Here is a 23,865-nt window from a genome sequence, read left to right on the forward strand (position 1 = left end):
GACACAGCTCCAGGCAACGAAGTTTAATTGACGCAAATGAAGCTATAGTTGTGTAGAGACTATGCTTGAACAAGATGGCAGCTCATGACTCTTAGAGAAATGAGCTGCTTTTGTTTTCAAAGATTCATAGGAAGCGGCTGATCGACTCAACCTTTACCCTTGCGCGTCATTTCAGCCAGCTCATCCCATTGCTTATCGGACACCTCTGCTAAGCTGTTGAATTGCCCTGCACCTTGCAGCCACTCGCCGCCATCAATCGTTACAACTTCACCGTTCAAATAATGTGCGAAATCCGAAACTAAATAGGCGGCCAAATTAGCTAGTTCTTCTTTATTGCCAACACGTTTTAAGGGGATGCGGCTAATCATCTTCTCTTCAAGCTCAGGAGTGGGAGAGAGGCGAGACCAAGCGCCTTCTGTCGGAAAGGGACCTGGTGCAATCGCAACTTGGCGAATACCGTAAGGTGCCCATTCAACGGCGAGCGATCTTGTAAGCGCAAGAACGCCAGCTTTTGCAGCAGCGGAAGGTACAACATATCCCGAGCCGGTAGAAGCATAGGTGGTGACGATGTTCAACATCGTACCGCCTCTTCCTTGTTCAATCCACCGCTTGCCCACTTCCAGAGTCGTATAAAAGGTGCCATGTAAAACAATATGTAAGATTGTATCTACTGCTCTTGGAGAGAGCCTCTCGGTAGGACTGATGAAATTTCCAGCAGCGTTGTTGACGAGGATATCGATATGTCCAAAATGGTTCTCGACGGCTTCAATCAGCTCATGAACTTGTGATGGATCACGAACGTCACAGCTTTTGTAGTAAACGGTGCTGGTGGGCAAGCTCATTTCTTCAGCCGCTTGCTTCAATACCGCCTCACGGCGGCTGGCAATTGCGAGTTTAGCACCTAACGCAACAAATTTCTCACCCATGGCGCGTCCAAGTCCGGTCGCTCCTCCCGTTATTAGAACGACCTTTCCTTGCAATAAATCGTTTGTAAATGGTCCCAAATGCACACTCTCCTCTGAATCAGAATGATTCTGTCTGTTTATTCATATCAGGGAGTGGTATAGGTTATGTGCAAAATAAAGAATCATTTAGACACTATCCATTCATAACATATCGACTGAGAAATGCCGCCACTTTTTGTTCATAGGCTGTTGTATCCGTACCATAGGACATGCCGTGACCAGCACCCTCGGCGATATAAATATCTTTGTCAGCTTTACAAGCTTCATAAAGCCTCCACACCATTTCTGTAGGTACAAAAGTATCGGCGGAACCATGAATAAAGAACATGGGCAGCTTATTTTTATCCAGCTGCTTGATTGCAGATGCCTCCTCGAAGCTATAACCTGCTTTAAGGCGGGTTAATAAGCTAGTTGCAGGCAAAATCGGAAAAGCAGGCAGCTTGTACATCCGCTTTAGTTGATAAGAGAGCTGATCGGTAACTGACGTATAGCCGCAGTCCTCCACAATGACCTTGACTTGTTTTGGAACATTTTCACCGCTTACCATCATCACAGTCGCTCCACCCATTGAAATGCCGTGCAGCACGATTTGCACCGATTCACCAAGTTTCTGTACGACCTCGTCTATCCAAAGGAGATAATCCTTCCGATCTGGCCAGCCGAAGCCGATGTAATCGCCTTCACTATCGCCATGACCTCGATCATCAGGCATGAGCACGTTATACCCAAGCTTGTCATAATAAAATTTAGCGAAGCTGCCCATATCTTTCCCTTGCGAGGAATAGCCGTGTGCAAGAATGACGGTTTTGGACGTCAAAGTTTTGGCTTCAAGGTAATAGCCAACCAAGGAGAGACCGTCACTTGAAGTAAGATGCCAAATTTCATAAGCTTGTTTTTCTATCCATTCTACCCCTATAGCCTCTACCGGTGTTGGACCAGATTCATCTGCTAATGCAATGGCAGCTTGATCATCCATTTCCTTTTCTCCGTGAATTTGCGCTAAATCCTGATTATTGCTTAAAAATGCTTTGGAGTTTCGTTTGATTGCCACGTAATAGAAATAATAACTAATCACGGTAAGTAAACCGATAAAAAGGACCGCCAAACCTCCTATTCCAAGTACAATTCTGCTCATCAGCATCGTCATAGTCATTCATTCCTCCAAGTAGGCGGTTATGTGTGAATTTGTGCTATGTCTCTATCATACTGAAGAAAGCTGCTAAAAGGGAGCGGATTGTTGAAGTGATGGTTTGATTGTGGAGATTATAAAGGTATTGCCAGCTTCTTTATGGAATCAATCGTTATTATTGTTTCTTTTCTAATGAAAATCATTCCTTGTCTGCAATATTTCTAGTCTAAGCTCATTAGCTTACCTTTATCAATGATGTTCATTACCAAAAAATAGTATATACTAGGCTCATATCGTACATATTCGGGTTTATGAGGGGTATAAGAGGCATGGAAATCGTAGAGGCAACCATTTCGTCCATTCAAGCCGCTTTGGAATCTGGCGAGATCACATCTCGCGAGCTTGTACTATTTTATTTTGACCGAATTGCAGCGCATGATAAAGATGGACTCACGATAAATTCGGTGCTTGAGCTTAACACCGATGCTTTATTTATAGCTTCTGCATTAGACAGCGAACGAGCTGTCCAAGGCCCAAGAGGTCCGCTTCACGGCATCCCCATCATGCTCAAGGATAATATTAATACAGGGGATAACATGCATACGAGCGCTGGCTCGCTTGCGCTTGCCAATTCCTATGCGGGAGAAGATGCTTTTATTGTAAAAAGGCTGCGCGAAGCGGGGGGCATTATATTAGGGAAAGTGAATATGACGGAGTTTGCTAACTTTATGACAGATGGAATGCCGTCTGGCTATAGCTCGCGGGGCGGCCAAGTTCTTAATCCTTACAACATATCAACGCCGACTGGGGGATCAAGCGCTGGTTCAGGCGTCGCGGTGGCTTGTAATTTTTGTATGGCTTCGATTGGCACGGAAACCTCAGGATCGATCTTAAATCCAGGCAATTTAAGCTCAACCGTTGGCATTAAGCCGACTGTTGGACTGGTGAGCCGATCAGGCATATTGCCACTCTCGAACTCACAGGATACTGCGGGACCAATGGCAAGAACCGTAACGGATGCAGTGCTCGTATTAAACGCTATAACGGAGCATGATGACAGGGATGCTGCAATGGGTGCGGGGTACTTTAAAAAACATAAGGATTATCGTGTTTTCCTTGATCCGAAAGGTCTTGGGGGTGCACGAATTGGCATTCCTAGAGATTATTTTTTTGAGGAATTAACGGACGAGCAGCTAGCCATATTTAACGACGCAGTAGAGGTGATGAGAAAACAAGGCGCTGTCATCATTGACCCGGCTGATGTAAGAACTGCTAGGCAAATCGTTTATTCATCGGTAGTGCTGAATGAATTCAAATCCTCGATAAACGCTTATTTGTCCAAGCTGCCTCCAAACGGCAAAATTCGCTCGCTCAAGGACATTATTGCTTTTAATAACGAGCATCCGGTTGAAACCTTGAAGTATGGACAGTCTACTCTGCTGCTAGCAGAAACGACGACTTCAGGTACGCAGACGGAGCTTCCATATCTTCGAGATCGGATTGCAGATCTCCGTTTATGCAAGGAAGAGGGAATAGATGCGACGATGAAGGAGCATCAGCTTGACGCGCTGCTTTTTCCTGCTGACTTTGGAGCAAGGATTACATCGCGTGCAGGTTATCCATCGATTGTCGTCCCAGCTGGCTATACTTCAAAAGGAGTGCCGTTTGGTGTGACATTCGCTGCGAGAGCTTTCGAGGAGCCGATGCTCATTAAACTCGCTTATGCATACGAGCAGCACAGCATGGTGAGGCGTCCGCCTTCATTAAAGAGCTTTATTTAATGGGATAGGACGAGATGCCGCATCTCGACTATTATACGTTTGACGGAGATTTGACTCAGAGCTTTTTAAGCGCGTAACAAGCAAAAACGCCTTCGGCTTCCTTTAGACGCTGTGTAGCTTTGACGGTGAAATATAAGATAAGAATGAGAAAATGATATGCTTTCCTATATTTTTAAAAAATCCTCTCGACTGTTGGAGTCGGGAGGATTTGTATGCCTTTAAAGCGCTATTTCTTCGCTTTAAAGTGAACAACCGCACTATAAAGCATCTTTTCGATTTTAGGATTAAAAACAGCATGATGGCTGACGTGGAACACTTCCAGCAGCAAGCCTTTATTATTTTCAATTTGCTGATCAATCTTGCGCTCTAGCGTCTTCAAGTCATAGGCTTCAAAAAATTCGATCTTATTTTCAATTAAATCTAAACGAAAGTCCATTTGTTTATCTCCTATAAATAGATTTATAACCTAAACCCATTATACAGAGATATTACTTCGCCCACAAAGCTTCAATTTCTTCAAGTGATTTTCCTTTGGTTTCCGGTACAACACGCCATGTAAACAAGAAGGCGAGCAAGGCCATGCCACCATAAATCCAGAATGTAGCGGCAGGTCCTGCGGAGCTAAGCATAGGCGGGAACGACTGTGAAACGAGATAATCCGCTGCCCAGAGCGCCATTGCAGCAATAGCCGTCGCTTTTCCGCGAATACGGTTAGGAAAGATCTCAGACATGATGACCCATACGACCGGTCCAAGCGAAATAGCAAATGAAGCCACATACAATAAAATGAAGATAAGCACGAGTGGACCTGCTGCATGTCCCGTTTGAAAAGCGATGCCTATAACAATCAAACAAATTGTCATAGAAGCCGAACCAACGAGCAGAAGCGCTTTGCGTCCTACTTTATCAATGAGCCATAGAGCAACGAGGGTGAACAATAAGTTGATAAAGCCGACCAAAATCGTTTGGATCAATGAAGCGTTTGTTCCTGCGCCAGTTGCTTTGAAAATTTCTGGGGCATAATACATGACGGCGTTGATGCCTGTCACCTGTTGGAGCACAGCAAGTCCAACTCCTACAATTAAAGCAATTCGAAGCCCTGGAGAGAATAGCTGCCGAATCGAACCGCTCTCTTGCTCGAAAGAATGCTTAATATCGATCACTTCTTTTTTGGCGAGCTCTTCGCCGTGAATACGCAATAAGATCGGAAGAGCTGCCGCTGCGCGCCTTTGTTTGATCAGCCATCTTGGGCTCTCGGGCACAAAAAATAGCAAAATCAAAAATAACAAACCAGGTATAGCGCCAACTCCGAACATCCAGCGCCAAGCGGAGGCGATGCCCCATGCTTCGTCACCTGAGCCGGAAATCCATAGGTTTACGAAATAAGTAAGAAAGATGCCTGTAACGATGGCGAGTTGGTTAAGTGCAACAAGTCTGCCGCGATATTTTGCAGGTGCAATTTCGGCATTGTAAAGCGGGCATAACGTAGAGGTAATTCCGATTCCGATTCCACCAATAATCCGAGCCACAATAAACGCGGAAAAAGTATCCGGAACAGCTGAGCCAATCGAGCTGATAATAAATAGAGTCGCGGCAGCAATAAGAACCTTTTTACGTCCGAAGCGGTCTCCCAAAATACCAGACATAGCCGCGCCGACAATACAGCCAATAATTAAGCTCGATACAGCCCATCCCACTTGTAGCTTAGATAAGTCGAATCGATCCTCCATAAAACCGACAGCACCTGATACGACTGCTGTATCGAATCCGAATAATAATCCGCCAAGAGCGGAAACAATGGAAACAAGCGTCACAAATTTCATGCTTACTTGTTCATTTTTGTTAGTAATCGGCATTTCCATTTCCGTTTCTCCTCTCTGTCAAAAACCTTTCCTGCGTGAAAACGAACTTTATTATAGCATGCAAAAAGAGCGAATCCGCTCGTAAAAACCTGCATTAATGAGTGTTGTTCCCGCATTTATTTTAGACATTGCAAGCATAGGGAAACGAATAAAGAGAACTAGCATTTTGTTGTCATCCCAGCACAAAAAAGTCCATGTCGTTGCAGCATGGACTTTACTTTTTTGCTCATTTTTTATCCCCGGTAGTCGGAGGGGGGGACACCGGTCACTTTTTTAAAGACACGGCTAAAATAGTTTGGATCATTATAACCGACCTCGAAGCAAACTTCCTTTAAACTTAGTTTTCCAGTTGCCATTAACGCTTTCGCCTTTTCGATACGAAGGGCAGTGACATATTCGATAAAGGTTGTGCCTACTTGCTGCTTAAATATTTTACTGAAATAGTGTGGGTTTAGATGAACGGATTCGGCTACTTCTTCGAGTGAGAGGTCCTTTGTATAGTTGTCCTGAATAAAACGTTGTGCACGGTCAAGCACGGATTGGGTTTGCTGCTCCCGCTGCTCTCGAATACGCTGCATTGCTGAGATAACATACGCTTCAGGTATAGCTTCCACATGTTCATGCTGCTTGTTATTACGATTCAGTGAAGGGACTGCACCATGTATCAATTCATCAAAGTGGCATATCTTGCCGCATTGCTCATAATAATTGGAGGCAAATACAGCCTCAAAATAGGATTTGCGCAAACCCTCAACACCCGAGCGCGTTTTTCCGATTCCGACTAAGATGTCAACCTCTAGCTGACGTGCTGCGATCGTGCATAGTTCTTCACCTAAAGCGGTTCCGGCTGCCTTCCAATCTGCGTCCACAACAGATTTATCATGATTGATGAAGATAGCCATATGGCGATCAATTAAGGAGCTTACAATACTATTCGTTAAAGATGATTTGATAAAGCTTCTAATCGTATCGTAAACTTTTTGCTTGGGATTAGCTTTGACATGCTCGGGAAATGCGATCACGATCACACAGCCTTGTTCTAGTGGAAAGCTGAGCCATTCTGATAATTGCTCGATATCGGTATTTGTAACATGATCGACCATAAACATCATAGCGAGTTCATTTTCTGCTAAAGGCATTAATTGAGAAACTTTATGCCGCAGCTCTAGTTCATCCGAGCGTTTCCTCTTCTCCAGCTCGAGTTCCTGTATGAGCTGCTGAAGCGTATGTACGATTTGCTCGCGTTTGGCAGGCTTGACTAAATATTCCTTCACTCCGAGAGAAAGGGCTTCTTTGGCATAAGCAAAATAATCATAAGCGGTCACCATGACGAATTTGGCATCCGGCAAGGTATGCTTGATTTCGCGGATCGCTTCTAAACCTTGAATGCCGGGCATATTGACATCCATAAGTATGATATGGGGGCGATATTCCTCTGCTTTTTCTATCGCGACACGTCCATTCTCGGCATGGATTATTTGAAAGGTATTCGGAAGCATTCGTTCAATAATCAATTCCAAGCCTTCCCGCTCAAGTGCTTCATCATCCGCGATTAACAGTCGGTACATGTATGTTTTCACCGTCCTCTCTAACAGGTATTCGGATTGTGACTGTCGTTCCTTTACCCCGTTCGCTTTCAATATCGACTAATCCATGTAGACCATAAAATAGTTGGAGGCGCTTAAACACATTTTTTGTGCCAAGGCCTGTTGATTGTTCGGTGAATGCGCCAGCTTCCATTCGGAGCATCGAATCTCGAATTTCTTCAGTCATACCGCTGCCATTGTCGGAAATAGAGATACGTACATGATGTTGATCATGCTTTATTTCAAGGCGGATCTTCGCTCCATTCTCCATACGTTCAATGCCATGAACAAAGGCGTTTTCTACGATGGGTTGAAGTGTGAGCGCAGGGATGTGATATGACAATGCAGATGGGTCGATATCCTTCACCAGCTGAATGCGTTCGCGAAAGCGTGCTTGTTGAATGGTGAAGTACTCCTCTACATGTGCTACCTCATCTCTGAGCGTGACCGCATGCTCCAGATTGCGCAAGTTATATCTCAGTAAATTGGACATCGAAATAATGAGATCACTTGTTTTCTCGGCTCCTTCAATGAGCGCTAGCTTGGATAATACATTGAGCGTATTAAAGAGAAAATGCGGATTAATTTGGCTTTGCAGCGCTTGCAGCTCTAATTCCTTAACGAGTCGATCCTTCTCCAGGCTTTCTTTATCCCGCTCCATCAATTCGAGGAGGTCGCTCGACATTTGCTCGAATGCGCCTGATAATACGCCAAGCTCATCCTTGGCTTGCAGCTCGTTTGAGCTTTGCTTTAGATGTCCCTTGGAGATCTGCTTCGCACGTGAGACAAGACTGCTTACAGGTCCAGTAATGCTGCGTGAAATCCAAATGGCAAGTAAAATGCTCAGCAGGGTGTTCGTTATGAAGACGGCGGCACCGAGCAAATACATGCGTTTATTTTCTGCTTGAATCTGCTCATATACAGGTTCATAAATGTTTAACTCCAATTCAACCAGCTGCTGGCTGTCCTCTTGTATGAAGCTTGCTGTCCTTTCCGCATTCTCGTATTGAGTGAGCGACACCTTCGATCTTTCGGCAGAAGCTGCAGTGAAAGCGTCTTGCTGCTGCTCCAAAAAAGTATCTAACAGATGAACGTAGCTAGTAATAGTGGAGGAAGATATGGAAACATTCGACTTTTCTTGGAGCAGCAAGCGCAGATCCTGAAGTTCCACTCGACTATGATCGTATCGCTCTTTATTGCTGTCGTCTGGATTAAGTAAATAGCTATACAGCGTACTTAAGTTGTTATCTACAATCTTGGAGGACTGGTTGTACAAAAGGATACGATCGATCATTTGATTATAGCTTTGCTGAACCATCTTTCCACTTTGAAATAAAAAGAACGTAACCAAATTAATAAGGAGAACGAGTAATGGGATGAAAATGAGCAGCTTAGTCCGAATGGTCATGGGCTAGTTTCTCCATTTTCTTGAACGAAGGGCTTCTGGCTTTGTACCGATATTTTCGTAAAATGCTGCACAGGAAGCTCCTTGCCATGGAGGTAATCGTTCAACTGCGATACGGCTTCATTGCCCATGTCGTAAGGCTGCTGGACAATGGTTGAATGGATGATTCCACTGAGAATAAGCTCCAGAGTTTCATCGAGCGCGTCAAATGCAAAAATTTGCAGGCCTTTTGGCCGAATGCGTTCAGTTGCCTCTGCGATGCCGATCGCATCGAGTGCGCTTAATCCGACCATTACATTCAGCTGTGGATAGTGCTGAAGCAGTTCCTCTGTTTCACCTGATGCTTGGAGGCGTGAAATGTTTGAGGAGCGCACCTCGACAAGATTCAGCTCGGGGTAACGTGAAATAACCTCTCGAAATCCAGCAAGCCGCAGCTGCTGATTGGGGGCTTGCTCGTTTCCGATTAAAGCGGCGATTTGCCCATGGTTTCCAGCCGCTTCGGCAACCAATTCACCCATAACTTTGCCTGCATCGAAATTGTTTGTGCCGACATAAGAGAGCCTGCGGCTGTTCGGAGCATCTGTATCAATCGTTAAGACAGGAATGCCATAGCTAATCGCTTTATTAATTAATCCGATATACTGCGGGTCGTTAAGCCCCTGTACGAGCAGCGCATCAGCTTTGGCTGCAATAGCTTTCTCCAGCAGCTTCATTTGCTCCGCGGGATTAATGCGAAACGGACCTGTATATTCAAGCACCATCCCAAATTCAACCGCTGCATCTTTTGCACCTCGTTCAATTGATCGCCAATATGGATTATCGATTTCTTGGGAGATGAGGACAATGTGATAAGGAGGTTTCTCGCTTACCTCGGTTGAGAGAATGGGCTGCAGCAGATCCTTTATCCGAAGCGTGGAGAGAAAGAAGCTTAGCAGAAGGCTGGAAAATACAATAAACAGAATGGCAATGCCTATGTTCCATTTACGATTAGACATTATACAACTCCCTTACTGCGTCCATTTATATCGGATTATTATACAAGAACAGGCGAATAATCAAAAGCTGCAGCGAAAATGAGCGATATTGAAGCTATACAACATACAACTAAATCATTATAATTTAGTAAAATTACGGAAAAAGAAAGGGGTTTATTATGGAGCATCAACCGCCTAATGCCCAAAGCAATCTACATAACCAACTACATGATCCAGACAGTCTGCCTCAGAGAATATGGAAGTACAAGCTGCATTACTTGATCGTCATTCCCGCTCTTATGCTCATATTGATTTTTAAGCTGCTTCCATTTGCTAACGGTATAATTTTATCGTTTGTCGACTACAAAGTTTTTGTTGGCCTATTTGAGAGTTCGTGGGTAGGCTTTAATCATTTTGCCCAATTGTTTAACGATGAGAACTTCCAAAGGGTAATTGTAAATACATTTGTTATCAAAACGGGTTATACACTGGCTAGCGGTTGTATCGCATTCCTTCTGGCGCTTGCTCTGAGCAATATTAGTTACAAGTGGTTGAGAGGGCTGTTCTCGTCTTTATTTCTTATTCCTTTTTTCATTCCTTCTATTGTTTTTGTGTATATTTTCATTTATATACTGTCGATAAGCACATCTCCCTTTCTAACCTCGGGGACGCTGATTTTGGGTGATGAGACATTATTTCGACCGATCATTGTATTCGTTGAAGTGTTAAAAACATGCGGTATTCCGATCATCATCGCGCTTGCAGCTATAGCCTCGAAGCATGCTTCATTGAACCGTCAAGAAACGGGGCTTGCAGGCATCGGGAATAGCTACCTTGTAATGAATGTGATTCCAGCACTGAAAGCGGTAGCCGCTTTTATGGTGCTGCAGCTGTCTGCCATCATGTCCACGGACTATGAGCTCATTAGAAGCTTGCTGAATCCCTTGGTATCGAAGACAGGAGAGACGCTCGACGCTTATATTTTTCAACTAGGTTTTTTGATGATGAACGTAAGTCCTTCCGCTGCTGCGGGCATTTTTCAGTATGCGGTTCAACTGCTCTTTACGATCATCGCTTATTTCATTGTAAAAAGACTGTTTTTAAAGCAATTATTCAGTATTCACACAGGTGCAGCTGACATTAAAACAACAAATATTGGACGTAGCATAATTGGGATTGTGACAGCTTGCTTATATTCAATCGTTGTCATTTTTTTACTGTATATGCTGTTCATCTATCCGTTTACTGGAACCGGAGAAGCAAGGCAATCGGTGTGGAGCTTCATATCGTTCTGGAACGTTTTTTCTTATTCAGTCGTTAACTTTGTTGCTGTAATTATATTTTTATTGATGACTGTCACACTGGCTTATCCGCTGACTGTCAAACATTTGCCAGGGCGCAGCTGGTATAAGTTGTTTCTGCTTATCGTCATTTCGATGGGAAGCGGGATGATTAATGAGTACCTATTCGTTCGGAGCCTAGAAATGGTCAATACGATTATTCCGCAAATGATATTCGGCTTTTTTAATTTAGCGGCGGTTTTTGTTCTCAAAAGTATTTTCAACAGTAGACACGCCGACTTAAAGACTGAGGCCGAGCTATCGGGAAAAGGGGAACTGCATACGTTTTTCACTCTGTTTATCCCAAAAATATGGAAGCCACTGCTTGCGCTTGGCGTGCTCCATTTCGTCGTATTATGGAACTCATACTTACCAGCGTTAATTTATATTTCTAATATGGAGCTGCAAACACCGATAATGAAATTAGTACAGTTAGCAAGCTCAGGAGGAGAAATGGACAGTGCATTAATGCTGCAGCTTGGAGCATTGACAAGCCTGCCGTCAGTTATGTTATTTCTTATATTCCGGAGATGGCTGACTTCCGAGATATTTATCGGTCAGATCAGAAAGCTTTAGCATTATATTTGGAGGGAGCTTGGCTAAGGCCAGCTTCCTTTTTTGATTTCAATGAGGATTCACTATATATTAGAGTAACTTAATAGTTAACTATATAATAGGTTTATCACGGGTTTTCAAAGTAATAGTTGACAAACAAGTTAATGAAGACGTATTCTTGTTACGAAATGGTTGTTATTTCGGTTTATTATTAACTTTTTAATTAATCTTATGAACGTCATCAAAATATCAAAGAGAGGCAGTGTGATTAATAATGTCTTTAAATACGGTACATGCATCACAAGTGAACATCCCTCGAGCTGAGTATCCTCGGCCAGATTGGCAGCGCTCGGAATGGTTGAATTTGAATGGAGCATGGTCCTTTGAATTTGATCATGAGAATCGCGGCATCGGTGCAGATTGGCATAAATCGAAGGGGCAATCCTTAAAGTCGGAAATCACTGTTCCTTTCTCCTGGTCAAGCCCGTTGTCGGGAATCGGAAGCAATGATAAAGGCATCGCTTGGTACGATAAGGAAGTAGATTGGGCACCAGAGCTAGCTGATGCCCGAGTAATCCTTCGCTTTGGCGCGGTCGATTTTAAGTCCGACGTATGGGTAAATGGGATCTCCATTGGTTCGCATGAAGGCGGATATGGCCATTTCGAATTTGATGTAACAGACGTATGGTCAATCGACAGCACAAACTCGATTACGGTTCGTGTTGAAGATTTTGATCATTCATTCCAAGGCCGTGGCAAGCAAGGTTATGGGGAAATTCGCGGCATTTGGCAGCCCGTATGGCTGGAGGCTCGTCCTCAAAACTATGTACAGGATTCGAAGTTTAATACAAAAATGGACGGTACTATACAAGTTACGACTAGAGTGACAGCAAGCCGCGCAGGTCATGCTCAGCTTTCCTTCTTGTTTGCAGAAGGTGCTGTATCACATCAATTCGAAGCAGAGCTGACAGAAGGAGCCAATACGATCAGCACTTCATTTGTAGTGGCAGATCCTAAGCTATGGAGTCCAGAATCTCCTTTCTTATATGAAGGCGAAGTTTCCCTGTCCAGCAATGGCCAGTCGGATGTTATAAGCACTTATTTCGGTATTCGTGAAATTTCAACTGCACTTGTAGGCGATCGGAATTATCGCTGGATTATGTTGAATGGCAAACCTGTTTATTTGAATGGAACGTTGGATCAATCCTTCCATCCAACCGGATTTTTCACGTACCCGTCCGATCAAGAAATGCATGATGAAATTTTCCTTTTGAAACGTTTAGGCTTGAACTTTGTTCGGATTCACATTAAGCCGGAAGAGCCGCGCAAGCTTTACTGGGCTGACAAACTTGGAATTCTCGTAATGGAGGATATGCCATGCTTCTGGGGGGACCCGGATGAGCAGGCACGGCTTGCTTACGAGAGTGAAGCGCGTGAAATTATTGATCGTGACTACAATCACCCGTCAATTTTCTCTTGGGTTATGTTTAATGAGACATGGGGCTTGAAAACGGAAAGTGAATCCGCTTCGCTTACAACAGATGCATCACATCCGCAAAATTATTTGCCGCAAACGCAGGAGTGGGTTCGTTCCATCTATCGTTGGGCCAAACAGGTTGATCCAACCCGTATAGTTGAAGATAACTCACCATGTAACTATGATCATGTGGAGTCTGATATTAACACTTGGCATTTCTACATTAATGGCTACAATGAGCTACGAAACCATGTAACAGAGGTCGTTGATAAAACGTTCGTAGGTTCTACCTTTAACTATACTGCGGGCAATGTACAATCAGATGCACCATTAATGAATAGCGAATGCGGCAATGTGTGGGGGATCGAAGGCGGAGCAGGAGATAGTGACTTAGCCTGGCATTACCGCTATATGATGAATGAATTCCGCCGTCATGATAAAATGTGCGGTTTCGTATTTACAGAATTCCGAGATGTTGTAAATGAGTTTAACGGTTATTACCGTTTGGACGGCACCGACAAGCATTTTGGCTACGAGTGGTTCGTTCCCGGCATGACGATCGCAGATTTGCACTCGCCAGATTTTATCGTTATTGATGCACCTCCTTGTCAAACGCTGGATACAGGGGCACAGGTTACATTGGAGCTTTTGCGTTCCAGCTTCTCGGATCGTTATCATGGTCAAGCGCTTCAGCTGGCGTGGGAGCTGTCGTATGATCATTTTGGTGTACGTACTGTCGCACAATCAGGACACGAAATCATTGACTGGAACGGATTTGGCGTGAGTGCATTGCAGCCGCTTTTCTTGAAAATGCCTCAGCAGGATGCGGTTGCGGTAATTGCAGTACGTCTCTTGTCTTCCGATGGCAAAACGATTACACGCAACTTCGTTACATTCGACGTTCGTAGCGGTCAAACGAATGGAAAATACGAGGTTGACGGTCAAACGATAAGCGTGCCGGTTGCAAGCTTCACCGATAGCGAGTGGCCGCATAGCTGGAATTCGTTGCAGAATCAGAAAGTGAATGGCGGAATTGCAGGACAATTTACTTATGATGTACAGCTGCCATCCATTTCGGAGCAAACGATGATTTATGATATTGAACTGTTTTTTGAAGCGGGCTCTAAGCGTCTGCTAAAACGTGATCTTGAGGAAAGCATTCAGAAAAAGCTGGACATTTCCTTTATGCATGGTGCGCTGTCTGATCCAGAGTACAACATAAATTCTTATTTTATGACGGATTCGGATCGCCATGAAGCTAAGCTAAATGTTCTCATTGATGGACAGCTGGTTGATACTATTGTGTTGACAGATGATCCAGCGGATAGCCGTGGCGTTCTGTCTTGGCACTATCAAGCGGTTTCTAACAAGCTGGAGGATGCAGGCTCATACGGCTATCTCTGCAAGGTCATTTTGCCTAGTGCGCTGACTGCTAAGCTGAACCAAAACCGCAGCTTTAAGCTTCAGTTCGAAGCTGAACAAGGCGGTTTGACGCTATACGGACGCAATGCTGGTCGTTATCCGATCGATATTATCGTTCACCATAGAGGTTAATTCATGAAGTGTAATCCGTTATTTGCTACTCCGTCCTTGATGATTTATGATTAGAAAAGTTACGAATTTGTTAACGGATCTGTTGAAAATAATCGAATGGGATCTTGTAAAATAGAGGGAGTAGACAAAGAGGGGGTACATATAGATGAACGTTCCTGCAGGTGTTTGGATTTTTTCGGGTATTATCGTTGTATTGCTCACATGGCTGACACTTTGGGTTACAAAAAAAGCCTATTCGAAAAAATGGGATGAATCGGATCATTAGTTGTAATGATAAACTAAACTTTAGATAAGAAGAGATAGAAGGAGAGACTCTTTAGCTACGCGGCTGAAGAGTCTTTTTTATGTAAGCAGGGTACTCTGTTAAACTAACAAAGTAAGATTTAAAAGCCACATAGTGGATGAGCAAGAAGCTTGACACGACACCTTTTGGTGTCCTATAATCAATATGACTCCAAAAGGTGTCATAATAAGCTGTAATGTCGTTTAATTGGCAACATCACAGTAAATAATAATGAAAAGGTGGGGGTGGTTTTGAACGATAAAGGTCAGATGAGGGATGTTTATGACGCTGTTGCCGATCCAACAAGGCGAAAACTAATTCAATTGTTGGCAGAAGTTGAAGACTTGCCCCTACATGAGATAACGGTTCATTTTCAAATGGGTCGGACAGCGGTTTCCAAGCATTTGGCAATCCTGAAAGATGCTGATCTTGTCATTGCTCAAAAGGTTGGCAGAGAAACGAGATATCGGTTGAATGCTAATCCGTTGAAAGAAATAAAAGATTGGGTATCATTTTACGAAGGATTCTGGAATGAAAGAATAGATAAATTAAAACTTATATTGGAGGAAAAAAAATGAAACCAGATGTATCATTAGATTATCAATTTACTAGTTCAATCGACCAAGTGTGGAATGCTTTAACGGATTCGGATACGCTTGCGAAATGGATTTGGAATAATGATTTTGAACCGGTCGTTGGACATAAATTTCAGTTCAAAACGGAGCCTTCCGAATGGTGGAACGGCATTGTAGATTGCGAAGTGCTTGTAGTGGACGAGCCGCATACCTTATCTTACACTTGGATAAGTGCTGGAGAAAATACGACAATTACATGGACTTTGAAAGAAGGTTCAGATGGAACAGTTCATCTGCACCTCGATCAAACTGGATTTAGTGAAGAAACAAAAGCCCGTCCGGGAGCAATTGAGGGAGCAAAATCTGCTTGGACTTACAAGGGCAATCAGCTTGGAAAAGTGTTAGCCGAACTGTAAATATGATTTTTTCAACTTTCATGATACCAGTTATTCAGCACAAAACTTAATTCATCAATACAAATAAATTATTTTTTAAAAATAGGGCGCAATTCCGCAGTAAGAATTGTGCTCTTTCTTTTTGATAAGATGCCTTTTGAAATCATTTTAAATGAGCAAACATAGCAGGTTGGCAGTAGAAGCTTGCTTTTATCATATAAAGAGACAAATTTTTAGAGATTGGAGAGGAGATCACAATGAAAATAAAGCAATTAATTGCGAACAATATTAACAAATTAGATGAAGTACTGCCAGTAGATAAATCGTTAGGCATAGCTGGTTTATCTGGATCTGGAAAAACAACTTTTTCTCAAACCATTGGTGAAGAATCGAAGAAACGTCTTGTTTCCTTATTGCCAAAGGCGGAGTATCAGTATCTATTTCCTAATATTATGGAAACCAATTTCAGTGCCATTAAGATGGAGGAAATGCCGCTTGTCCTTTTTCTAGGTCGATCATCCATTTCTTCAAATCCTCGTTCAACTATTGGTACGCATACTGGCGTGTTTACTGAAATTCGAGTTGCTCTTGCTGAAAAGTATAATCTTTCTCCAGAAGTTTTTTCATTTAATAATGAATTAGGCTGGTGTCCAGACTGTAAAGGCCGCGGAACAACTAAAAATATCGAATGTAAAAAATGTATGGGGAAACGTTACAATCAAGAAGTTGAACAATATAAATTTGAGTTACTTGAACAAGCACAGAGTATATCGGACATCAACGACTTCAGTGTGGAAACAATATATTCACTAGCAGAAGTTCTAAAGATTAGTGAAGGTAAACAAAACATTTTAAAAAATATAATCAATATGAATATTGGTTACTTAACGTTAAATCGGATTATGGGAACATTGTCAGGCGGAGAAGTAACTCGGCTCTACTTAGCTGAATTTATGGCAACAAGTGAGAATACGGTTATTATCATCGACGAAATTTCCGTAGGTCTTGATCATCAGACGTTATTAAAGATTTTAGCTGAGATTAAACAATTGGGAGTTAAAAATCAAATTTGGCTCATTGACCATTCTGACACGGTGCTGGACACAGCGGATAAGCATTTGTTTTTTGGCCCTGGAAGCGGTAAATACGGCGGAAAAATAGTGGAAGAATCACCACGTCCAAAGCCAATCCACGGGGAACGAAACGAGGCAGCACCAACAGAATATTATCAATTTCTTGATCTTCACTGCCGGAATATTCAAATCAATGAAATTCAGATTCCTAAAAATAGACTTGTCACTTTTACAGGCGAGTCAGGCTGTGGCAAATCCACACTAGTTAATGAGTGCATGTCCAAAGATTTTGTGAAGCGCTATCCGAAAGATAAGCTGGTTATGGTTGGGCAAGATCGAAACCAATCGATCACTAGTCGGTCAACCGTTGCCACATTTCTAGATATTAAAAAGAAGCTTACAAAATATAGTGATGATATTGATGATATTTTTCAGCGCTCGATTGAAGATATTATTGTTGAGCTGCCAAATGAAGACATCGCTCATAAACGCTTGAGCTTATTGATCAAGCTAGGACTTGGTTATTTGACGTTGGAGAGAAAAACACAATCCTTATCAACGGGTGAATTTCAATGTGTTCATTTAGTTTCTGAGTTGTTTGCGGGCTCCAGAAACCCGAATACGCTATTTATTTTTGACGAGCCTTCAAAAGGGTTGTCACAAAACATTTTGAATCAATTCATTGATAGTGTGAGGGTCATTCTTCAGGATGAATCCGTCTCCATGATCATGATTGAACATAATTCGTATATGCTGGAAAGCTCTGATTTTATCGTTGATTTTGGCAAAAGACAGCTTGCACCCGTGGAGCATCTTGATGTGGTCAGTCATGATGATTATTACTGGGAACAAAACAATGAAGATAAAGCTGCTCCTTTCCATATTCCTTCAACACTTGATCAAAAAAATGGCGTTAATTATTTAAAAGAAAACCAGATTGCCTATTTTAAAAATGCGGAAAATGTTTATAAAGGCGGCATCTTAAAAAGTTTATCATCAATGGCTCGTCTCATTTATGGCGAATATGAATCGGATACCATTGCACCCGTCATCGCCATTGATTTGGAACGCCACTTGTACAGCCAATATACGTTTCTCTACGAAATTGGCGGCTTAATCAACCATATTGTGGCGGCACATCCAACCAATAAAGATACGAATAGCTTCGATTTCTATAATCAAGCTAATCATTGCCCATGCTGCTCGGGCCGCCGTGTAATTGAAAAATTTGATTTTGATATTGTTATTCAGGACAAAGCCGCGCCATTCTGGGATGGCTTATTGCATCCAGATGTGATGGATATTTTGAAGTTTTATCAATTCCCAAAAATAAAATTTATTTTTGAAGAGATTAAAAATGAGCTCGGCCAGGATATAAGCAAAAGTTATGCAGAGATGACAGACGCAGAAAAGCATACTTTTTTGTACGGATATTGGGAAAAGTCATTCTATGATAAAGTAGGCAAGGCATCAAGGACATGGGAAGGCTTTAATCACATCATTGGGATGTATATGGTGGTATCGAAATCGGAGATTAAAGAGCGTATAAAAGAATCCAAAAAATTGATTACTTGCCCAATCTGTCAAGGAACGGTGCTAAAGCATCATAAAAAGCTGAAGTTTGGCGAGACGGATATTCGTGACATTATTCAGCAGCCTCTTGATCAAGTCATTAAAACCGTTGGAAATCTACAGGTTCTAGACAAAATGAAAGCAATTGTTGGGGGCGATATGGTTTTGACGGAAGAGGTTTCTCTATTGCCTAGGGAGACGCAAGCTGCGCTGAAAATGCTTGAACTAGAGGTAGCGAGCTTTTCCCACTACGAAATGGTTTTGCAAAATGTACTGCCTTTCTGGGGCCGTATTAGCAACAGTATCGAATCCATCAGTATTAATAATCGGATCACTGTCTGTGATTTTGCCAATATCACCGAAACGAGAGAAACGATCATTGATAAGTATTTCACCAATGGTAAATACAAAAAACTGACCTATGTTTATGAAGCGTTTGGTTACAAAAAAATTGTTACCTTAATAAACAAAATTAAAGCCAGCCAGCCATGCCCATTCTGCAAAGGGAAAAGAGTAATTTCGGAAGATGGGCTCCATGATGGCGTGTTTAAATTATCGGTACCATGTGTTAGCTGTTATGCAAGTGGCATCAACGATGAAGGGCTTAAGGAAATCGTTGAAGGCATAGACGTGCAAACATGGCTGACCGGCAAAGTAAGTGATGTTGTTAAAGACAGCTCAAATATCGAGGCTGTAGCTGATATTCCTATTTTCAATCGCATTCGTGAGTTGAATAAACAAGAAATGATGGCTGTTTACCAATTCCTTGAGCAAAGCTAGATGTCATACACTGAAAGAAACTCATTTGCAATCCTAAATTGCAGATGAGTTTTTTTGTTATGCTGAAGGTTGTATAATAACTTTGGGAAATCGTGTATAATGTGGGTATTATTTTAGAAGGGGATGCCATTTATTGAATGCAATTGATTTAGAAACGTCGCTCATACATAAGAAAGAGAATCGTTACTTCGTTCTTGCGCTTATCTTTAGTGTTTTCATTTATTTATGTCTGTTTATTTCTATTATTTTCATTTTCATCCTACCGATTCTTATTCTCTTGCCCTTATTCGCTCAAGCGATTATGATGGCAAGCATTCGAACCAATGGCGTTCGGATCACACCGAGACAATTCCCGGAAGTGTTCGCAATTGCCCAGGCACAGTGCGAGCGGATGGGCTTTACTGTTGTACCGGATCTCTATGTCATGGAGTCAAGCGGGATATTAAACGCGTTTGCCTCGCGCTTTTTTGGCCGCAATATGGTGGTGCTTTATTCCGATTTGTTCGAAATGATTCAGGCGGGTGGGGAAAAAGAGCTCACTTTTGTCATTTCACACGAGCTCGCCCACATCAAACGAAATCATTTGTCGAAGCAGCTGCTCATATTGCCAGCGTTATGGCTTCCATTTCTTGGCGAAGCATACTCGCGGGCTTGCGAATATACATGCGACCGTATGGCTGCTTATTACACCAATGATGCTGAAGCCGCAATGAATGGTTTGACGATATTAGCTATCGGCAAAACGCTCTACAAACGGGTAGACCGTGAGGAATATCTGCTGCAAAGCAGCTATGAGAAAGGTTTATTTGTATGGCTGGCTGAGAAGCTATCGACTCACCCTCCCCTGCCGAAGCGTATCTACGCGATTCAGCAATATGCAGGCATCTCATCGAATATCATTTTTAAGACATCTTCTTCGCGAATAGCACTTATCATCGTTTTAGCTGTTATTCTTGTTCTCGGGGGTTCTGTTACGATCGGAGTGACCTTCTCGAAATCGATTGATACCTTTATGTCTTCTCTTGATGGGCCACCAACCGATGATCAAATGCTTGGTGCAGCTTCAGAGGCTGATTTGGAGCTTGTTAAATCTCTGCTTGATGCTGGAGGAAATCCGAATGCAGCAGACGATGAAGGGTGGACAGCGCTAATGTGGGCAGCCCAGCTAAATGAAACAGCAATCGCTTCTTCATTGATAGATGCGGGAGCGCAATTGAATGTGATTGAGCAAAGTTATGAAGAAACGGCATTAACGATAGCGTTGTATAATGAAAGCATAGAGATGGTAGCGTTATTGCTGGAAGAAGGAGCTAATCCGAATTTACAGGATAGTACCGGATGGACACCGCTAATGACGGCAGCAAAAAATGGTGATATAGAGGGAGCGGAACTTTTGCTAAAAGCAGGGGCTGATCCGTTGAAAGTTGATGAAACAGGATATACAGCTGAGGATTATGCGCTGGATGCTGGGTTTGACGAGCTCGCTGAGCTGTTGCAAAATTTAGGCGATCAAATATAAAAGAAAGAAGCTTGATTGCTCAAGCTTCTTTCTTTTATGTATATTCAATTCATTATGTTTAGGATGGTCGGGACGACACGATTTGAACATGCGACCCCCTGGTCCCAAACCAGGTGCTCTACCAAGCTGAGCTACGTCCCGGGAAAAGATGGTGCCGTCGAGAGGACTTGAACCCCCAACCTACTGATTACAAGTCAGTTGCTCTACCAGTTGAGCTACAACGGCAAGATGTATTCGCTAAACACAAGATGTATTATCGCATATAAACTGAAATAATTGCAAGTGTTTTTTTAATTTTTTTCTGAAAGGATGATAAGAATGAAAATCGTTATTGCACCGGATGCGTTTAAGGGGTCAAGAAGCGCATTTCATATTGCTAGCACGATGGAAGCAGGCATTCGCACAGTACATCCACATGCTGAAATCGTACAGCTCCCAATGGCTGATGGCGGTGAAGGAACGATGGAGATTTTGGTACAAGTTACAGGCGGGAGTTATATCGAAGTTCCTGTTCACGACCCGCTGAACCGAAGCATTCACGCAAGATATGGCGTAATGGGGGATGGCCAAACCGCGGTTATTGAGCTTGCTGAAGCATCGGGTCTTGCTTTGCTCAAGAATGAAGAGAAAAATCCGCTTATCGCTTCAACAGTTGGCACCGGTGAATTGATTCGGCATGCACTCGGTTCTGGTTATCGTCAATTTATTATTTGCTTAGGAGGCAGCGCGACCAATGATGCCGGATCGGGCATGCTGCAGGCGCTCGGAATGAAGCTGTTAGATGAAAATGGAGCTGAGCTGCCGCTTGGAGGCGTTCATTTGTCGAAGCTTGCATCGATTGATGATGCTGGTTTCCATTCGAGCATTCGCGAAAGCAGCTTCATTATTGCTGGCGATGTACGTAATCCATTGTGCGGGGAGCATGGAGCTTCTTTGGTTTACGGTCCTCAGAAGGGAGCATCGTCTGAAGCAGTCAAGCAGCTTGACCTTGCATTAGCTCATTTTGCTGAAGGTATATCCAAGCATACAGGGATTGATGTGGCGAATTTGCCAGGCAGTGGAGCGGCAGGAGGAACAGGTGCAGCACTTTTAGCTTTTTTTGACGCCGCTATGCACGCTGGAGCAAAACTTGTTATGGATAGAATTGGGTTTGAGGAGCATATTGTTGGCGCTGATTGGATTTTGACAGGCGAAGGGAGATTAGACAGCCAAACGGGATCAGGTAAGGTGATCAAGGCGATATGTGATGCCGCTCGGGGGCAGCGCATCCCTGTTATCGCCGTTTGCGGGTCAATTGATGCGAGTTCAGCATACACGTCGGAACTTGGTCTTCGTGCAGGCTTCTCGCTCGTGCCGGGTCCATGTTCTGTAGAAGAGGCGATAGACCACACGGATGAGTGGCTGCTTGATCGTATCGTTCATATTTTCAGCTTGTTATAAAGACATAACAAAAAAAGAAGCAGCCTATGCAATGAGCAAAGGCTGCTTCTTTCTTGTTAACCTATCGTTATGCGGTTTCGCCTTCAACGGCTTCTTGATTTTGCTCAATTAGCATTTCGACCTTGCGAATCCGGTTTTTGCTCGTCTCACGAATGATAAATTTATAGTTTTCGTAAAAGTGCTCTTTGCCTGGCTTTGGATCGGTCACTTGACTGTACAACCAGCCGCCGACCGTATCCACATCCTCTTCCTCGAAGTTCATGCCGGTTAGATCGCTCAGCTCGCTAAGTGATACTTTACCATCGAGAAGATAGCAGTTATCGGCCAACTGTTCAATTTCCTTGCGTTCGTCAGCATCAAATTCATCACGAATTTCACCAACGATTTCTTCCAAAATATCTTCAATTGTAATTAGTCCGGAAGTACCGCCGTATTCATCAACGAGAATAGCGATGTGAACACGTTCTAATTGCATTCGCTTTAGAAGCATTTTGACTGGCGTAACCTCAGAAACGCTCAGTACAGGATGAACAAGCTTTTTGAAATCCAAATCACGATCTGATTCATATTCTAGGAAAAGCTGCTTCGTGTTAATCATGCCGACGATGTTATCCTTGCTCTCAAGTGCGACCGGGAAACGCGTATATTGTTCCTTGCGAATAATTTCCATGTTCTCAGCTAATGATTTGTTTGTATACAAACAAATCATATCGGTGCGAGGCACCATAATTTCTTTGGCCAGCAATTCGTCAAAAGCGAAAATGCGGCTTACATATCCGTATTCTGTATTGTTAATCTTTCCGCTTTGGTAGCTCTCGTTAAGAATAATTTGAATTTCTTCTTCCGAGTGTGCTTCTTCATGCTCTGTAGCTGGTTTCAATCCGAACAAGCGAACCAAAGCGTTAGCCGAGCCATTTAGCAACCAAATGAAAGGATATAAAATCTTGTGGAATAAAATAATCGGTTTTGCTGTTAAGAAGCTAATAAATTCAGCTTTCTGGATCGCCCACGTTTTTGGTGCAAGCTCCCCGACAACAACATGCAGGAATGTGACCGAAATAAATGCGATTAAAAAGGATAGAATATGACTGATGTCATCGTTAATAGCAAAACGTTCAAACAAGGGTAAAAGCATTTTTTCAACTGTCGGTTCTCCCAGCCAGCCCAGCCCGAGCGCTGTAATAGTAATACCTAATTGACAGGCTGACAAGTAGGCATCCAGATTACTCGTAACCCGTTGAACGGCAAGTGCGTTCTTCCGGCCCTCAAGCACTAACTGATCGATCCGACTGGAGCGAAGTCTGATGATGGCGAACTCCGTTGCGACGAAAAAAGCAGTTAATAAAATAAGAAGAGCAATCATGAATAAATTGAATCCTATACCCATTTTCGTTTTTCACTACCCTTTTATGTTTATATTTTTTTTATTCTTATGATCTACTATAACGAATGATTACATGATATGACAAATGCCATATCCAACGGTAACAGCCTTATACGCGCTTTAAAAGCGATTTAACGAGAATGAAAGGCTTATTCTCATTGATTTTCGAGCCTTTACAAGCGTCATTCTCCGGCATATGATGAGTTCATATGAACT

Annotated in this window: 16 protein-coding genes and 2 tRNA genes; 8 read left to right on the top strand and 10 right to left on the bottom strand. The window is 42.9% G+C overall.

Annotation, left to right across the window (positions count from 1 at the left end):
* Nucleotides 1-146: 146 nt before the first annotated feature.
* Together MHH56_RS12925 and MHH56_RS12930 are read right to left on the bottom strand one after the other, a co-directional pair.
* Nucleotides 147-1,004 carry an SDR family oxidoreductase gene (locus MHH56_RS12925; protein WP_339208656.1) on the bottom strand — a complete coding sequence of 286 codons (858 nt, stop codon included), beginning with the start codon at nt 1,002-1,004 and terminating at the stop codon, nt 147-149.
* A 94-nt stretch (nt 1,005-1,098) separates the two neighbouring features.
* A complete protein-coding gene (locus MHH56_RS12930; RefSeq protein ID WP_339208657.1) occupies nt 1,099-2,118 on the bottom strand; it encodes an alpha/beta hydrolase in 1,020 nt (339 codons plus the stop codon).
* 305 nt (nt 2,119-2,423) lie between these two features.
* Here MHH56_RS12930 and MHH56_RS12935 point away from each other — a divergent pair, with 305 nt between their 5' ends.
* Complete coding sequence (locus tag MHH56_RS12935; protein ID WP_339208659.1) at nt 2,424-3,875, top strand: amidase family protein; 1,452 nt, start codon at nt 2,424-2,426, stop codon at nt 3,873-3,875.
* Between the two features lie 226 nt (nt 3,876-4,101).
* Here MHH56_RS12935 and MHH56_RS12940 read toward each other — a convergent pair whose 3' ends face one another.
* The 5 genes from MHH56_RS12940 to MHH56_RS12960 all read right to left on the bottom strand — a co-directional run bounded on the left by MHH56_RS12940 (nt 4,102) and on the right by MHH56_RS12960 (nt 9,723).
* Nucleotides 4,102-4,311, bottom strand: coding sequence for a YrzA family protein (locus MHH56_RS12940; RefSeq protein WP_139997791.1), 210 nt, complete (start codon nt 4,309-4,311; stop codon nt 4,102-4,104).
* 52 nt (nt 4,312-4,363) lie between these two features.
* Nucleotides 4,364-5,737 carry a sugar porter family MFS transporter gene (locus tag MHH56_RS12945; protein WP_339208660.1) on the bottom strand — a complete coding sequence of 458 codons (1,374 nt, stop codon included), beginning with the start codon at nt 5,735-5,737 and terminating at the stop codon, nt 4,364-4,366.
* Nucleotides 5,738-5,970: 233 nt separating this feature from the next.
* Nucleotides 5,971-7,305 (bottom strand): AraC family transcriptional regulator, encoded by a 1,335-nt coding sequence (locus tag MHH56_RS12950; RefSeq protein ID WP_339208661.1) that lies wholly within the window; start codon nt 7,303-7,305, stop codon nt 5,971-5,973.
* On the bottom strand, nt 7,280-8,731 hold the full coding sequence (locus tag MHH56_RS12955) for a histidine kinase (RefSeq protein WP_339208663.1): 1,452 nt from the start codon (nt 8,729-8,731) through the stop codon (nt 7,280-7,282). Before MHH56_RS12955 ends, MHH56_RS12950 begins: the two co-directional genes overlap by 26 nt.
* Nucleotides 8,728-9,723 carry a sugar-binding protein gene (locus tag MHH56_RS12960; RefSeq protein ID WP_339208664.1) on the bottom strand — a complete coding sequence of 332 codons (996 nt, stop codon included), beginning with the start codon at nt 9,721-9,723 and terminating at the stop codon, nt 8,728-8,730. The genes MHH56_RS12955 and MHH56_RS12960 overlap by 4 nt, the downstream gene beginning before the upstream one ends.
* A gap of 158 nt (nt 9,724-9,881) precedes the next feature.
* Between MHH56_RS12960 and MHH56_RS12965 the strand changes: the two genes are divergently transcribed.
* From MHH56_RS12965 to MHH56_RS12990, 6 genes are all read left to right on the top strand, one after another.
* The gene (locus tag MHH56_RS12965) at nt 9,882-11,618 is read left to right on the top strand and encodes a hypothetical protein (protein ID WP_339208666.1); all 1,737 of its coding nucleotides are present in this window, start codon (nt 9,882-9,884) and stop codon (nt 11,616-11,618) included.
* Nucleotides 11,619-11,871: 253 nt separating this feature from the next.
* The gene (locus MHH56_RS12970; protein ID WP_339208667.1) at nt 11,872-14,628 is read left to right on the top strand and encodes a sugar-binding domain-containing protein; all 2,757 of its coding nucleotides are present in this window, start codon (nt 11,872-11,874) and stop codon (nt 14,626-14,628) included.
* Nucleotides 14,629-15,162: 534 nt separating this feature from the next.
* Nucleotides 15,163-15,489 carry a metalloregulator ArsR/SmtB family transcription factor gene (locus MHH56_RS12975; protein WP_076268106.1) on the top strand — a complete coding sequence of 109 codons (327 nt, stop codon included), beginning with the start codon at nt 15,163-15,165 and terminating at the stop codon, nt 15,487-15,489.
* Nucleotides 15,486-15,902: an SRPBCC domain-containing protein gene (locus MHH56_RS12980; RefSeq protein WP_339208670.1), complete on the top strand. Its 417-nt coding sequence runs from the start codon at nt 15,486-15,488 to the stop codon at nt 15,900-15,902. Before MHH56_RS12975 ends, MHH56_RS12980 begins: the two co-directional genes overlap by 4 nt.
* Nucleotides 15,903-16,138: 236 nt before the next feature.
* Nucleotides 16,139-19,306, top strand: a complete 3,168-nt coding sequence (locus MHH56_RS12985; RefSeq protein ID WP_339208671.1) for an ATP-binding cassette domain-containing protein — start codon at nt 16,139-16,141, stop codon at nt 19,304-19,306.
* A 133-nt stretch (nt 19,307-19,439) separates the two neighbouring features.
* Nucleotides 19,440-20,825 carry a M48 family metallopeptidase gene (locus MHH56_RS12990; protein ID WP_339208673.1) on the top strand — a complete coding sequence of 462 codons (1,386 nt, stop codon included), beginning with the start codon at nt 19,440-19,442 and terminating at the stop codon, nt 20,823-20,825.
* Between the two features lie 64 nt (nt 20,826-20,889).
* On the opposite strand, the gene MHH56_RS12995 is transcribed toward MHH56_RS12990, so the two are convergent.
* Nucleotides 20,890-20,966, bottom strand: a tRNA-Pro gene (locus MHH56_RS12995).
* An 8-nt stretch (nt 20,967-20,974) separates the two neighbouring features.
* Nucleotides 20,975-21,050 (bottom strand) — tRNA-Thr (locus MHH56_RS13000).
* A 93-nt stretch (nt 21,051-21,143) separates the two neighbouring features.
* Here MHH56_RS13000 and MHH56_RS13005 point away from each other — a divergent pair.
* Complete coding sequence (locus tag MHH56_RS13005) at nt 21,144-22,265, top strand: glycerate kinase (RefSeq protein ID WP_339208674.1); 1,122 nt, start codon at nt 21,144-21,146, stop codon at nt 22,263-22,265.
* Nucleotides 22,266-22,332: 67 nt separating this feature from the next.
* On the opposite strand, the gene MHH56_RS13010 is transcribed toward MHH56_RS13005, so the two are convergent.
* Nucleotides 22,333-23,652 (bottom strand): hemolysin family protein, encoded by a 1,320-nt coding sequence (locus MHH56_RS13010; protein ID WP_076268110.1) that lies wholly within the window; start codon nt 23,650-23,652, stop codon nt 22,333-22,335.
* Between the last annotated feature and the right edge of the window lie 213 nt (nt 23,653-23,865).

It is taken from the genome of Paenibacillus sp. FSL K6-3182, assembly GCF_037976325.1.
Taxonomy (GTDB): domain Bacteria; phylum Bacillota; class Bacilli; order Paenibacillales; family Paenibacillaceae; genus Pristimantibacillus.

What these genes read in the sequence shown, in the direction of transcription:
- MHH56_RS12965 (WP_339208666.1), top strand. Translation starts at nt 9,882, where the DNA reads ATGGAGCATCAACCGCCTAATGCCCAAAGCAATCTACATAACCAACTA.
- MHH56_RS13005 (WP_339208674.1), top strand. Translation starts at nt 21,144, where the DNA reads ATGAAAATCGTTATTGCACCGGATGCGTTTAAGGGGTCAAGAAGCGCA.
- MHH56_RS12955 (WP_339208663.1), bottom strand. Translation starts at nt 8,731, where the DNA reads ATGACCATTCGGACTAAGCTGCTCATTTTCATCCCATTACTCGTTCTC.
- MHH56_RS12950 (WP_339208661.1), bottom strand. Translation starts at nt 7,305, where the DNA reads ATGTACCGACTGTTAATCGCGGATGATGAAGCACTTGAGCGGGAAGGC.
- MHH56_RS13010 (WP_076268110.1), bottom strand. Translation starts at nt 23,652, where the DNA reads ATGGGTATAGGATTCAATTTATTCATGATTGCTCTTCTTATTTTATTA.
- MHH56_RS12985 (WP_339208671.1), top strand. Translation starts at nt 16,139, where the DNA reads ATGAAAATAAAGCAATTAATTGCGAACAATATTAACAAATTAGATGAA.
- MHH56_RS12935 (WP_339208659.1), top strand. Translation starts at nt 2,424, where the DNA reads ATGGAAATCGTAGAGGCAACCATTTCGTCCATTCAAGCCGCTTTGGAA.
- MHH56_RS12940 (WP_139997791.1), bottom strand. Translation starts at nt 4,311, where the DNA reads ATGGACTTTCGTTTAGATTTAATTGAAAATAAGATCGAATTTTTTGAA.
- MHH56_RS12930 (WP_339208657.1), bottom strand. Translation starts at nt 2,118, where the DNA reads ATGACTATGACGATGCTGATGAGCAGAATTGTACTTGGAATAGGAGGT.
- MHH56_RS12960 (WP_339208664.1), bottom strand. Translation starts at nt 9,723, where the DNA reads ATGTCTAATCGTAAATGGAACATAGGCATTGCCATTCTGTTTATTGTA.
- MHH56_RS12980 (WP_339208670.1), top strand. Translation starts at nt 15,486, where the DNA reads ATGAAACCAGATGTATCATTAGATTATCAATTTACTAGTTCAATCGAC.
- MHH56_RS12970 (WP_339208667.1), top strand. Translation starts at nt 11,872, where the DNA reads ATGTCTTTAAATACGGTACATGCATCACAAGTGAACATCCCTCGAGCT.
- MHH56_RS12945 (WP_339208660.1), bottom strand. Translation starts at nt 5,737, where the DNA reads ATGGAAATGCCGATTACTAACAAAAATGAACAAGTAAGCATGAAATTT.